Annotated in this window: 14 protein-coding genes; 4 read left to right on the top strand and 10 right to left on the bottom strand. The window is 46.9% G+C overall.

The genetic code is table 11. The annotated features are described in order from the left end of the window. The first annotated feature begins 288 nt into the window (after positions 1-288). The gene (locus AAKU61_RS13460; protein WP_354332985.1) at positions 289-1746 is read left to right on the top strand and encodes a Ppx/GppA phosphatase family protein; all 1458 of its coding nucleotides are present in this window, start codon (positions 289-291) and stop codon (positions 1744-1746) included. Here the strand turns inward: AAKU61_RS13460 and AAKU61_RS13455 are convergent. Then, positions 1743-2291 carry a GNAT family N-acetyltransferase gene (locus AAKU61_RS13455; protein ID WP_354332983.1) on the bottom strand — a complete coding sequence of 183 codons (549 nt, stop codon included), beginning with the start codon at positions 2289-2291 and terminating at the stop codon, positions 1743-1745. The genes AAKU61_RS13460 and AAKU61_RS13455 overlap by 4 nt on opposite strands. Before the next feature lie 256 nt (positions 2292-2547). Between AAKU61_RS13455 and AAKU61_RS13450 the strand changes: the two genes are divergently transcribed. Continuing rightward, entirely contained in the window at positions 2548-3144 is a 597-nt protein-coding gene (locus AAKU61_RS13450) for a hypothetical protein (protein WP_354332982.1), read from the top strand. 154 nt (positions 3145-3298) lie between these two features. On the opposite strand, the gene AAKU61_RS13445 is transcribed toward AAKU61_RS13450, so the two are convergent. The 4 genes from AAKU61_RS13445 to AAKU61_RS13430 are packed head-to-tail and all read right to left on the bottom strand — an operon-like array spanning position 3299 to position 5805. Next, positions 3299-3757 (bottom strand): DoxX family protein, encoded by a 459-nt coding sequence (locus tag AAKU61_RS13445; protein WP_354332980.1) that lies wholly within the window; start codon positions 3755-3757, stop codon positions 3299-3301. 51 nt (positions 3758-3808) lie between these two features. Further along, positions 3809-4615, bottom strand: a complete 807-nt coding sequence (locus tag AAKU61_RS13440; RefSeq protein WP_354332978.1) for an HvfC/BufC N-terminal domain-containing protein — start codon at positions 4613-4615, stop codon at positions 3809-3811. Next, positions 4608-5531, bottom strand: coding sequence for an MNIO family bufferin maturase (bufB, locus tag AAKU61_RS13435; RefSeq protein WP_354332976.1), 924 nt, complete (start codon positions 5529-5531; stop codon positions 4608-4610). Before bufB ends, AAKU61_RS13440 begins: the two co-directional genes overlap by 8 nt. A gap of 22 nt (positions 5532-5553) precedes the next feature. Then, positions 5554-5805: a BufA1 family periplasmic bufferin-type metallophore gene (locus AAKU61_RS13430; protein ID WP_354332975.1), complete on the bottom strand. Its 252-nt coding sequence runs from the start codon at positions 5803-5805 to the stop codon at positions 5554-5556. A 276-nt stretch (positions 5806-6081) separates the two neighbouring features. Between AAKU61_RS13430 and AAKU61_RS13425 the strand changes: the two genes are divergently transcribed. Beyond that, positions 6082-6300 (top strand): RNA-binding S4 domain-containing protein, encoded by a 219-nt coding sequence (locus AAKU61_RS13425; RefSeq protein ID WP_354332973.1) that lies wholly within the window; start codon positions 6082-6084, stop codon positions 6298-6300. 35 nt (positions 6301-6335) lie between these two features. On the opposite strand, the gene AAKU61_RS13420 is transcribed toward AAKU61_RS13425, so the two are convergent. From AAKU61_RS13420 to mobB, 3 genes are all read right to left on the bottom strand, one after another. Continuing rightward, complete coding sequence (locus tag AAKU61_RS13420; protein WP_354332971.1) at positions 6336-6800, bottom strand: hemerythrin domain-containing protein; 465 nt, start codon at positions 6798-6800, stop codon at positions 6336-6338. Between the two features lie 299 nt (positions 6801-7099). Then, on the bottom strand, positions 7100-7300 hold the full coding sequence (locus tag AAKU61_RS13415; RefSeq protein WP_322117905.1) for a YjfB family protein: 201 nt from the start codon (positions 7298-7300) through the stop codon (positions 7100-7102). A 65-nt stretch (positions 7301-7365) separates the two neighbouring features. After that, on the bottom strand, positions 7366-7884 hold the full coding sequence (gene mobB / locus AAKU61_RS13410; protein ID WP_354332969.1) for a molybdopterin-guanine dinucleotide biosynthesis protein B: 519 nt from the start codon (positions 7882-7884) through the stop codon (positions 7366-7368). Between the two features lie 123 nt (positions 7885-8007). Here mobB and AAKU61_RS13405 point away from each other — a divergent pair, with 123 nt between their 5' ends. After that, complete coding sequence (locus AAKU61_RS13405; RefSeq protein WP_354332967.1) at positions 8008-8571, top strand: outer membrane beta-barrel protein; 564 nt, start codon at positions 8008-8010, stop codon at positions 8569-8571. Between the two features lie 106 nt (positions 8572-8677). Here the strand turns inward: AAKU61_RS13405 and ppc are convergent, their stop codons facing one another. Both ppc and pgi read right to left on the bottom strand, forming a co-directional pair. Then, positions 8678-11428, bottom strand: a complete 2751-nt coding sequence (gene ppc, locus AAKU61_RS13400; protein WP_354332965.1) for a phosphoenolpyruvate carboxylase — start codon at positions 11426-11428, stop codon at positions 8678-8680. Positions 11429-11691: 263 nt separating this feature from the next. Further along, the gene (gene pgi, locus AAKU61_RS13395) at positions 11692-13311 is read right to left on the bottom strand and encodes a glucose-6-phosphate isomerase (RefSeq protein ID WP_354332963.1); all 1620 of its coding nucleotides are present in this window, start codon (positions 13309-13311) and stop codon (positions 11692-11694) included. Positions 13312-13359 lie beyond the last annotated feature (48 nt).

The following is a 13359-nucleotide window of genomic DNA, read 5'->3' as shown; positions in this document are numbered from 1 at the left end:
TGTCACATGTGCCGCTTCAAACAAGAAAACCAATCGCAACAGTGGCCACACCCATGCTCGACTTTACTGGTTTGGGTATTTTGCAAGAAGCTCATTTATCTTATAAATAAGACTTAAGCAAAACCGCCCTAGCTGCGTTTTAGCTCCTAGCTGTACTAGAAACTATCTTCGTCGCTAGACCTTGCTAGGGTAATTTTGCGTAAGTCCTGATAAAGTTTTTGAACCTAGTTGCCCAATTGAGAATTTAGATTTTCATCGCTATCAAAAAATCGTTTGGAGAATTGCCGTATGTTCGCTGCAGTCGATCTTGGTTCTAACAGTTTTCGCTTGCACATAGGTCGTCATGAGGGTGATGTGATTCGCGTTGTCAAAAGTGCCCGCGATCCTATTCGTCTAGCGGCTGGCCTGGATCAGCAAGGAAATCTGTCGCCTGCAGCAATACAAAGCGCGATTGCGTGTCTCGCGCGCTTTAAACAAATCTTAGATAGCTACCCGCTAGATGCCGTCCGCGTAGTAGCAACCAACACCATACGCATCGCAAAAAATAGTGCCGATTTTATGCCCGCAGCGGAAGCTGCTATTGGCTATCCGATCGATATTATTTCTGGTGAAGAAGAGGGACGTCTGATTTATATGGGCGTCTCTAACTCGATCGCTATTCCAGGCGAGCGCCGGTTAGCGCTGGATATCGGTGGTGGCTCTACCGAAGTGATACTTGGTCGCGGCCATGAGGTGGTTAAGGTGGAGTCTTTTAGTATTGGTACGGTGAAGCACAGCAGTACTTTTTTCCCGCAAGGTAGAATCACTGAAGCAGGATTTGAAGCCGCTATTCTGTCAGCACGATCAATGTTTGAGGATGCCGCACCGCCGTATCAGCCGGAGCATTGGCGCAATGCTTATGGCTCTTCGGGTACGATACGGGCGATCTCTGATGCAATCGCAAAAAACAATTTAGGTGACGGTAGTATTACGCTCAAAAGCCTGATAGCGTTAAAACAATACTGCGTCCAATGTGGGCAGGTGAGTCAGCTAGAATTAGCGGGTATTAAGCCCGAGCGTGTCGCCATGGTGGTTGGCGGACTTGCGATCTTGATTGCCTTGTTGCAAGAATTTAATATCACTGTATTGCACCCCATAGAAGCAGGTTTGCGCATGGGGGTGATGTGGGATTTATACCTGCGTTCGACCAAGCGTGACCGGCGTGAGCAAGCCGTGCATAACGTCGCCACTATGTTCTATGTTGATGCCACACGCGCTAGTCGGGTAGCCGATATGGTACGTTCTTTGTATGCACAATTAAAACCGGCAACGGATACCTATATCCGGCATTTACACTGGAGTGCTATGTTGCATGAGGTCGGTATGGCGATATCGCATACCGGCTATCATAAGCACGGCGCATACATGATAGAGAACGCTGATATGGCCGGTTTCACTACCCGCGAACAGCGTGTAATGAGTAAATTAATTTTGAGTCAAAAAGGTAATCTGAGAAAAATCAGTGACAGCTTTGTCGACTTGGATTTTGCTAAAGCGGTACTTGCATTGCGTCTTTCAGTCACCTTTATGCATTCGCGGATAGAACTCGACTATGCTGATTTTAGTTTAAAAATGAAGAGCAAAATCGAGCTGGAAATTCGACAAGACTGGGTGACTTTACATCCGACAGTTGCTTTTTGGCTGCAAAAAGAAATCGAATTTTGGCGCGAAGTGGGCGTGGAGTTTGTCGTTAAGGCGAATATTTAAGCCGCCAATATTGCGTAGTATTCCATATCGACAAATCGATTATTTTTCCAGGCAACTTCCCGGCGTCTGCCTTCTAATGCGAAACCTAATTTTTGTAAAAGCTGACTGCTAGCTTTGTTCTCTGGTTCTACCTCAGCTTCAATCCGGTGTAAGCGCAGTTGCTGAAAACCATAGTGCAAAATTATCGACAAACACTCATGCATGACTGCCTGACGCCAATACTCCGGATGCAACCAATAACCAAGATCTGCGTTTTGATTTTCTGTATCTAATTCGTAAAAACCACACGCACCGATTAGCTGATCGGGTGTAGCTTGCGGACAGATCGCCCACCAGACACCGCTTTCTTCCTGTTCAATCCGTCGATACCAGTCTATTTGTTCTTGTGTCGCCACCAGGCTATCGTATGAGATGCCATAGTAGGCGATGACTTTAGGATGCGATAAGCCCTTAAAAATATTACCAATATCCGACTGAACAATTTTTCTCAATACAAAGCGCTTACTCTGTAGTACAGGAAAACTGATGCGTGGTTGGAAATTCATGCTTGCAACCTTTCATCTGGATCATTAGATATTGTTAAGTGTTGTTTAACACAATGTATCGTCTGAACACCATTCAGTAATAATTTGTAATAGTCACATGACAAAGGTGTGTGAAAGATTATATTAATCATGTTTTATGTACTTTTCTTGATCCCACTCCCGAAGTGGTTTAGAGCTACGCCTATATGGTGTAGCTTTTTTTTGCCCAGATATTTTGTCCTGACATTTCAGCTACCTTGCTCTAATTGGAGAAATCATGCCCATACAATTTCCGCGACATAGAATTAAATCCATTTTGCTTACGCTCTCGTTGATGCTTAGTTCTGCTGTCACGATGCCTGCGATGGCGATTCCGGTAGCTGATTTTCGTGCGGAAGATGCTTTACCTATTTTGACGGAATTTAAAAAGAATGTGAATCTGAATCCCAATCAGCAATTGCTTTGGCAACAAACCGAAAGCAAGGTACGTAATATTTTGAGAATACGAGAATTACGCCGCCGGGCAATACAAGATGCTGTTAAAGCCAGTTTAGAAAAAAAGAACACAGAACTTCGTGATCTCACAAAATCAATGGATCAGGATGAGGTTATATCTCTGCAAGAGAATCAGCAATTAAGAGAACTTTGGCTGACCATGTACGACGCTTTGGATGACAAGCAGCGAGATATGGTCGTCGATTTATTAATGGATCAGTTGAACCGGGTAGAAGACCAAACGAAGGATCATGGCTCGCGTAGCGATTTGCCTAAAGCCAGTGGCGGTCGTCGCGGCAAAGGCGGATCTGGTGGAGCAGGTGGCCCAAATGGCGGTAGCCAAGGTGGTATGGGGCAGAATGTACCGTCCGGTGAGTGAATGGCACATTAGAATATTTTAGAAGATTTTGTTTTGTAAAGTCCAATGATTATGCTGCCTCTAGCCTGATATTGGCTTGAACGCCTTATAGTCATTGGACAATCTAATTTGAAAAATGCTTTTTAATAAGATAAGACTAGTTTGCCAGCACAAACTAATAGCGAGATTTGATCCAGTTATCTATCGCAATTTTCCCAGGTCCAAATACGGCTAATACAGCCAGCAGCAAACCCCAATACAGATGATCATTGATGGCCGCCGGACACTCAAATGACCAAAGCTGCGGATATGATATGACCGCCATTGCATTGACTGCAAATAATCCTAAAGCGGCAGGACGTGAGAATAAGCCTGTAATTAACAAAATCGGGAAAAACAATTCTCCACCTGCGCCAGTAATCGCGGCTAGCTCCGGCGGCAAGACGGGAACATGATATTCCTCGCGGAATAGGGATAAAGTTGCCTCCCAGTCCTGAATCTTTACCATCCCAGATTTTAGAAATTGCCAGCCTACAAAAATCCGCAAACCAAGATTGAGCAATGCGCCGCTCCATTCTTGTATTAGTTGATCGATGCTAGTACTGAGTTGATGCAGCCGCAAAAATTGGTTCATTTTTATTCTCCGTGTTAGTTATGCAAGTCAGTCGGAGCAGGGCGGTTTTCCTTACATGCGTTCATCGCTGGAAGACAGTTTACTCTCTACAAAAATGCCCCAGTTAAACCATTGCTGTAGTTGATCCGCAATTTGGAAATCGGGATCGTGTTCCATCGCCTGCTCCAATGCCGATCCGATACTTTTTCCTTTTGATAAGGCTAGCAATCCAAGATACGACGCTACGCCTAATGCATGTACCTCGACCGACCAATGTTGACGGTTGACTAGGCAATAGTTTTTTACCTCTAATTGCTCTGGATAAGCGACATCGGTATTTGGTTGGTGTGCTTGCCAAATGGTTGCACATGCCCACTCCGATGTGATTAAGCGGCAAGCTGGGTGTAGGCGCAAACGGGTTTGTCCAAAATGTTCTCCTGTTTTTTCAATCACTTCGACCAGGCCCAACGGTGCTGTATTGGCTGCGTAATAGGCCGTATGCACATGCCACTCTAAGTTGGCGACATCTGGAAAATAGGGATAGTCGTTGATAATACCGATACCAGTTATCGGATCAGCTAAAAAAATGGCTAGCTGCGATCCAAATTCGTTCAAATCGCCTGAAGTAGACGGATGGGCGCGTCCGTAGGCTTTGGCCATTTGCTCAAAAAATTCTGCGCCGACCAATTGATATAAAACAGGATAGGTATTTTGTAAGGCTTGAGTCCAGATAGCGGACACATTCCCCCTATAAATCCCCAAGCGTTCTTGTGCTTGTTCCGGTGAGGATTTGAACAACGGCCTTGTACTTTGGTCGGGAAACAATAAAGCATCTGCAAACTGCTGTTGTATCGCACAGAGGCTGCGAGGGTCAGCCATGATGTGCCGCTGATATGGAGTTACTGACACTACTTGCGTTGATGATGTTGGCACGAGCCGCATCCCTGTGATGCGTCGCCTTAGCCGCTTCCGCCAGCAGAACCGGTAGCGCAGGAATATCGGTATCCCATTCAATCAACACAGGGATTTCTGTGCCCAGTAGCGAGCACGTTGTTTGGTATAAATCCCATACCTCCGGCGCTAGTTCACAACCATGGTGATCGATCAGGCAGTCATCAGTAAGCAAATGTCCCGCCAGATGAATCTCACCAATCACACCTTGTGGCAAACCAGAGAAATGACGTAGCGCTGCTAAGGCATCTTCGCCGTGATTATGCTGATTGACGTAGAGGTTATTGACGTCTAATAAAATGCCGCAGCCTGTACGTTTTGCCAGTTGTACCAGAAATTCTGCCTCGGACATTTCATCTTGGGCGAAGCGTAAATAGGTCGAAACGTTTTCGATCAGCACACTTCTTTGCAATAGATTTTGTATCTGATCAACCCGCTCGCATATCAACTCTAAAGCATCTTGTCGCAGTGGTAGCGGCAATAAATCATTCAAATGACGGCCAGTCACAGCACCCCAACACAAATGTTCGGATATCAGAGCGGGTTGTATGCGTTGAACCAAGAGGTATAATTTTTGCAGATGGGCGTCGTTGCAAGCGTTGTAACCAACGGCAGAGCCGAGAGCTAAACCGACACCATGCAGGCTGATGGGATAATCTTGACGCAGTTGCTGCAAAACATGCAGATCGTAACCGCCATCGCCAAAATAATTTTCTGAATGCACCTCTAGCCAGTCGATTGCTACTGGCGCATTCAGAAAATCACGATAATGCTGACTGCGCAAACCAACTCCAACACCTAGGTTGACGGTCGGTTTGCGCATCGTTTCGAACGCGGAGTTCAAGCTGTATTAAATTTAGCTAAAATCAGGCTGCTTTGTCTACTTTGCCGCCCATTTTTTCACAGGTGCCTGCCGGGACTTTTTTCCATTCGCTAGGGTCCATATCTTTCTTGCCTTGGCCAGCGCAAGAATGGGAGCCAGTTTTAGTAGCGCAATCATTTTGACCTGCTTTGGCAACGCCAAAACATTTTTCTGTTTTTGCTGGCTCAGCGGCGACTGCCATAGCGGAACCAAGCAAACCTGCTAATGCAACTGCGATCATGGCTTTGTTGTTCATGTTTATCTCCAATAAATTAAAAAGGGTTTAAGTTGAATCAATACACATCACTTACAACGAATAGTCGATCAAAGCAGAGATACCTTACACATCTTTTTAAAAAATGTCCTGCTTTTATATGAATCTTGTATTCATTATTAATTTTTACGAAACAAATTTCAAATTAGATTCAATCTTGATTGGGCACTAATTTTTAGCTTCAGTTTGGGTTATTCAGCGGATAGGTTATTCTTCGCCTGGTAGCTAACAAGAAGCTTAATTTTGATCAGGAATTTTATGCAAGATCTTACTTTTAGCCTGGATGGCGAATTCGTTGAATTGAATCAATTATTAAAACTGGTCGGACTATGCGACAGTGGTGGTGCGGGCAAAGTGATTGTCGCCAGTGGCGCTGTCGCAGTTGACGGTAAGCAGGAATTACGTAAAACAGCCAAAATCCGGCAAGGACAAAAAGTAGTCCTGGGCGATATTCGCATCAAGGTGATTGCCGCTTAATTCACCCTAATGCGTTTTGCTTATTTGTTGAATAATCAGACGGCTGCTGTGCCGGCGCTGACTGGCTCTTCAGACAATGTTGCAAGCTGATTTTGTTGCATTTGCTCAGTTTGCTCATTACTCATAAAGCGCGCCAACATATTGTCCATGGTATCAACATGATGTTCAAACCAATGCGGCAATTCTTCTGCCAGGCGCGCGCCTAAATCGGTTTCTCCTAATTCTATCCGGCGCCGTACTTCTTGCATCACTTGCAGTATGGTGTTGTGCTCTGTGATATGACAGCCACCTGGTGGAAATTGGGTTTCAGTCATCCATTGATTTTCTTGATCGAAGTGTTCGACTGAATGTGCGATCAAGGCATCTAAACGCTTGATGTAGGTAGCCGGATTATTTTCTGCCAGCGCAGCACATAGTGTGACAAATTCTTGATGTGTTTCATCCATAGGCGGATAGCTCAAGCTTAGCCGATCCGACCATCCCCATTGTGTATCAGTCATTATTTTTCCTTGTCGCGTCAGTTTCAACGTCGATTAACATTACTCAGTATTCTCGACAGGATTATCACTGATTGTAGATTTTTTTGCTGCTGGATTTTTGACAGTTTGAGCGTAACTTTTCAGTCCATTGAGTTGAACTTCGATTTAGGTTTGCAAGCTTGGCTGACAACAGAGTTGTTGGTGAAGTGAGGAGGTGCGAGAAAACTGAAGATGTAGCTCAAATGTAATTCACAAGAATGAACTACAGTAAAAATAAAGTTGCGCGACGCACATGCATATACGTCGGCAACAAAATAAGACTAAGCAGTTGTATTGATATTTCTGCCAAGATTTGGCGGTAAATTCGATACTGTTGGAGCGCTTGGAATCGCTTCTATCAGAGCAGTTGCGCTGTCCTTGCTAATGTCTTGTGCTTTTTTTAGCACAGCAATACTAACTGCCTGGCTAGTACCTACATCGGCCAAAGTTGTGGCAACACTGGCAATACCTGTAACATCCATTATGTTCTCCCATTAATGCATGTCTTCTTTAACGGCTAGAACTGGGTGCGACTTTATAGCGAGGCCTAAAATAACTTTTCTGCTAGCGCAAGTTGTAGCCATTTTAGTATCTGCTCCGGTCGATTTAGATCGAGCCAGACTATGCCGGCGCGTAGATCTTCGGGTGCTGGCGTATCTGCCGCAACTGCCACCACACGGAGATCGCTTGAGTACAGAGCAGGTTTGCCGAGGCCGGGACGATGGATTTCTAGTTTTGGAATGGGCTCCCACTTATAACCTTCTATTAAAGTCAGGTCGGCGGCTGCCAGGCGCGGGAGCAAGTCAGACAACGAGGGTTCTGGCTGTTGCCGTAACTCTGTGATCAACGAAACACGGTAAGGCGAGGCCAGCAGCACTTCATTCGCGCCTGCCATACGTAATCTCGCGCTATCTTTGCGCGCTGGTTCTAAAACAATGTCGTGATGACTATGTTTGATCACATTCACACTGGTGCCGGTAGCAACTAGTTGTGCGATGAGATATTCCAGCAATGTGGTTTTGCCGCTACCTGACCAGCCGATGACGCCGAGTAATTGAGTTGACATTTTGTATGGGGAATTAATTTCTTGATAAGTTATTTATTTCTCTGTTACAATATGGTACTCGCAATAGATAAAACACATATTAGTTGCGTGTAGTTAATAACATATTTAAATTCAAGGTAAAAAATGTTCAATAAGAAAATTATTGCTGCTGCATTAGCAGTTTCTGGTTTATTCATCACTGCAAGCGCAAGTGCGCAATATTATGCCGGCGCTACAGTTGGTCAAGCCCGTTGGAATGGCGATTGCTCAGGCACTACAAGCTGCAAAACAACTGATACAGCATTCAAAGTGCTGGGTGGTTACAACATCGACAATACAAACTGGGGTGTTGAGGCTAGTTACTTCAATCTGGGTAAAGTAACTGTTAGCGATGGCGCATTAAAAGGCGAAATTAAAGGTAGCGGCGTTGATTTGTCTGGCGTGTATCGCGCTAGTTTCAACAATCAATGGGGCGGCTTCGCTAAGTTGGGTATTGCTTACGTTAAAGGCGAAGTAGAAGCATCTTTGGGTTCTGCTCATGCTTCTCAGTCAACTAACTCCACTCAAGCAGTTGTTGGTGCTGGCGTTACTTATGCATTCGACAAAAACATTTCAGTTCGCGCTGAAGTTGAAAGCCGTAAAGTTGAAGTGCCAAATTCTAGCGGCAATGTCACTAACTTCAATATCGGTCTGCAATTTGCATTCTAAGTTTTAAGAATTTAAAAAGTCTTAGAAGTTTTAAATGTAAAAAAGCCCTCACTTGGTTCAATTCAAGTGAGGGCTTTTTTTATTCAAAACTTATTCAACCACGATTTCAACCACTATTCCGCAAGCCAGCAGCAATCCCGTTGATGGACAAATGGATACCGCGCCTTACCCGTTCATCCGGGTCGCCATTGCGATAGCGCTCCAGTAACTCAACCTGCACATGGTTTAGCGGCGATAAATACGGGAAGCGATTGCTGATTGAGCGTTTTAGCAAAGGGTTCGCAGACAATAATTCTGACTGCCCAGAGATCGACGTTAAAGCGGCAATAGTCGCTTCATGTTCGGCTTTTAAACGCGGGAAGATACGATTACGTAACGCCTCGTCCTTGACCAGTTGCGCATAGCGGCTGGCGATACCGATATCGCTTTTGGATAACACCATCTCCATATTCGATAAGACGGTAGAAAAGAACGACCAGTCTTTAAACATCGCTTGCAGAGTTTGCAGTCCATGGTCTGGATGTGCTTGCAAGTAGCTTGTGACGGCTGAGCCAAAACCAAACCAGCCCGGCAACATCAGGCGACATTGTGACCAGCTAAATACCCAGGGAATCGCTCGTAAATCCTCGATCGCCGTAGATTTTTTACGGGATGCCGGACGGCTGCCGATATTCAGTCCAGCGATTTCTGAGATCACTGTGGATTCCCAAAAATACTGCTCAAAACCTTCAGTCTCATAGACCATATTCCGATAAGCGCGGAAAGCGTGATCGGATAATTCTTCCATTACTTTTAAAAATGCTGGCGGCGGAGCAGGTTCTTTGTCTGACAGCAGGCTGGCTTCCAGAGTCGCTGCTGCCAACACTTCCAGATTGCGACGGCCAACTTCAGGATTGCCGTATTTAGCGGTGATCACTTCGCCTTGTTCAGTCAGCCGAATTTGTCCTTGTACCGCACCTGCTGGTTGCGCCAGAATCGCCTGATAACTTGGACCACCACCACGGCCGACCGAGCCGCCACGGCCATGGAACAAGCGCAAGCGTACTTGATGTTTAGCGAATATTGTTACCAGATCTAACTCAGCTTTATACAGTTCCCAACCTGATGTCAGGAAGCCGCCGTCTTTGTTGCTGTCGGAGTAGCCCAGCATGACTTCTTGCGCATGGTTGCGACTTGCCAGTAAGCGTGCGTAAGCGGGTAGAGCGAGCAATCTATCCATCGACGGTGCGCTGTTTTGTAAATCACCAATGGTTTCAAACAGCGGAATAATATTCACATCCAGACTGCCCTCTAGCGGATGTAGCAAGCCTGCTTCTTTCAGCAATAAAGCCAGTTCCAGCATGTCCGATACGCCATCGGTTTTGGAGATAATGCAGTTGGGGACAGCACCTTTGCCGTAACGCAATTGCGCCGTTCGGGCGCCACGATAAATCGCCAGCTCAGATTGGGTCTCTTCCGAGTAAGTAATATAGGGCGAGGCCAGTGGGCGTGCTGAGGCGATTTCAGCCGCCAGCAAACTGATGCGCTGTTCTTCATTCAATTGCAGATAGTTGCTGCCGGGTTTGGCGGCTTCTAATAATTCAGCCACAACCCGCTCATGTACATCGGAATTTTGGCGCAGATCGACAGGTGCTAAATAAAATCCAAACACGCGCACGGCACGGCGCAGGTGACGCAAACGACCTCTTGTAATCGCAGCCGAGCCGTTGTCCAGTAGGGATTGATGGACGATATCGAGGTCGGCTGATAATTCTTCCGCCGTGGCATAGGGCGTCGCATCGCCGGATGCATGAATCACCGGGTCTGCGCCCAGTAATTGTTTGTAGGTGCCAGCCAGCCGCGCATAAATGCCGCTGACGGCAAGGCGGTAGGGTTCATCTGCGCGATGCGGTGAGTGATCGGGCGAACGTTGCGCCAGATCCAGCAAGTCTGCCGACACATTTACCAGTAAAGTCGCCATCGACAATTGCGAACCCAGCGTATGCAATTCATCCAGATAAAATTTGAGGGCGCGGGTTGCTTGCATGGACAGAGTCTGTTCCAGCACGCTGGCGGTGACAAATGGATTGCCATCGCGGTCGCCGCCGATCCAGCTTCCCATTTTCATAAAACTCGGTAAATCAACCGGTGTATGGCTGTCTTCTTTGCTACTCAGCAAATCCTCTAAACCTGCATACAAACTCGGTAGCTCGCGTAAGAAAGTGGCATCGTAAAAACTCAGACCGTTTTCCACTTCATCCAGCACCGATAATTTAGAGGTGCGCAACATACGGGTTTGCCATAAGGTCAGCACGGCACGATTGAGCGCCTCATCATTGGCGTCCGATTCTTCCGGCGTCAATTGCATACGATCACGCTCATCCAAGAGGCGAGTGATCACGGTCTGGCAATTCAAAATACTTTTTCGCTGCACCTCGGTCGGATGTGCCGTTAAGACAGGACTGACTTCTGCGGTCTGAAAAAAATCCAGTAACTGTTGGGTACTTTGACCGCTGCTGTACAAGGATTCTATCGTGTGCGCCAGACTGCCTGCGCGTGGTGTTGAGCCAGCGATCAGATGCTTGCGGGTACGGCGGATATGATGCTGATCTTCTGCCAGATTCACCAGATGGGAAAAGTAACTGAAGGCGCGGATGACTTGCGTCGTTTGGTCATTGGTGAGCGTGTCCAGCGTCGACTCCAGTTCTTCCCGCGCAGCCTCATCTGCATCGCGACGGAAGCGGATCGAGTTTTGTCGCACGGTCTCAATCAAATCAAACACGACGTCACCATGCTGATTGCGTACTGTATCGCCGAGTATTCGTCCCAGACGACGAATGTCTTCGCGCAGGCTTTGGTCTTTGTCGTCTTCAGTCATATCGATTCTTGATGGTGGTTGAGTCATATTCGCTTGAGTAATTGTTATTGAATACTGATTGCACGAACATTCAGCGGGCGAACTTATCGTTGATCAGAAGTGTCATGCTTGGTATTACTCCGGGTAGGTATATTTAAGTCGTCCATATAATCATTGGGTAATACTGAATATTGATGAAAATAAAAGGGGAGTATGTAAAATTCGGCTGCGATAGTGACCGGCGAAAGGATTTTGCAGTGAACCATAGCGCTGCTCAATTCGCCCTATTTATTCCGTTTGCCAATCGCGTTCAGCAAGCCACGGGTAGAGCTATCGTAATCTTCCTTTACCGCAGACGGATCCAGACTAATTAATTGCTGCGCCAGCGATTTGCCGAGTTCTACACCCCATTGATCAAACGCATTAATATCCCAGATCACTGATTGTACAAATACTTTGTGCTCGTACAGTGCAATCAATGCGCCTAATGAGCGTGGCGTGAGGGAATCTAGCAACAATGTTGATGTTGGACGATTGCCTTCAAAAACCCGTGGCGCCAATACCTGGTCTGACAATGCACCCAGCTCGGCGCGGACCTCGTTAATATCTTTGCCCCATGCCATGGCTTTTGATTGTGCAAAGCAGTTGGCCAGTAGTGCTTTATTGTGTCCTGGCATGCCGGCATCATCTTCGGCTACGACAATAAAATCGGTCGGGATAATCGTCGCGCCTTGATGCAATAACTGAAAGTAGGCATGCTGACCATTGGTACCCGCTTCACCAAATAAAATTGGTGAGGTGGCGTAATCCACCCGCTGACCTTCTCGCGTGACAGACTTGCCGTTGCTCTCCATTTCTAACTGTTGCAGATAAGCAGGCAGGCGTGTCATGCGCTGATGGTAAGGTGCAATCGATAGCGCCTGTAATCCAAGGAAGTTGATATTCCAGACACCGATCAAGGCCATTAATACCGGCAAGTTTTGCTCAAGCGGTGCTTGCGCGAAATGTAAATCCATCTCGTGCGCACCCGCCAGCATTTCTTCAAAGCGGTCTGCGCCGACATAGAGCGCAATTGACAAACCAATCGCACTCCACATCGAATAGCGACCACCAGCCCAGTTCCAGAACGGGAACACATTTTCTGGCGCAATCCCAAAATCTGCCGCCGCTTTTACATTCGTACTGAGCGCCACAAAATGCTGACGGATTTGTTCTGCCGGACAACCGTGCGCCAACATCCACTCGCGTGCAGTGCGGGCATTGGTCAGAGTCTCCATCGTGGTAAAGGTTTTCGAGGCGACGACGAACAAGGTCGTTTCAGGATTCGCATTTTTCAACGCATCGGCGACATGGCGACCATCCACATTGGAGACAAAGTGCAGGGATAAATTATTCTTCGACCAGGGAGCTAGGGCGATACACGCCATCTGCGGTCCAAGATCTGATCCGCCGATACCGATATTGATGACGGTGCCGATCGGCTTGCCGGTATAGCCCAGCCAGCGACCTTCGCGTACCGCATCGCTAAAGCTACGCATTTGTGCCAATACCTGATGCACGTCGGCAGCGATATTCTCGCCATTCAGATAAAACGATTCGCCTTTGGGTAGACGCAATACGGTGTGTAGCACTGCACGGTTTTCGGTATTGTTAATCGCCTCTCCGCGCAACATCGCATCACGATGGGCCTCGACCTCTTGTTGTCGTGCCAGCGCCAGCAAATTGAGCTTGGCGGTGGTGTCGATTCTCTGTTTGGAATAATCCAGCAAGATACCGCAGGCCGATGCAGAAAAATGCGTAAATCGCTGCGGATCAGCGCGGAATAATTCTTTTAAACTGGGCAGATTAGTCGCCCGCTGCTGCAGCAAACACCAAAGGGGAGTACGAGAAACAGAGGTCGTCATGATCAGAATTGATTCTATGAGCAAAAAATCGATTTAAGGGGGAGTATC

The organism is Undibacterium sp. GrIS 1.2 (genome assembly GCF_040544435.1).
In the GTDB taxonomy this organism is placed as follows: domain Bacteria; phylum Pseudomonadota; class Gammaproteobacteria; order Burkholderiales; family Burkholderiaceae_D; genus Undibacterium.
Note: the sequence above shows the minus strand (reverse complement) of the source record. Positions and strands in the feature narration are given on the sequence as shown.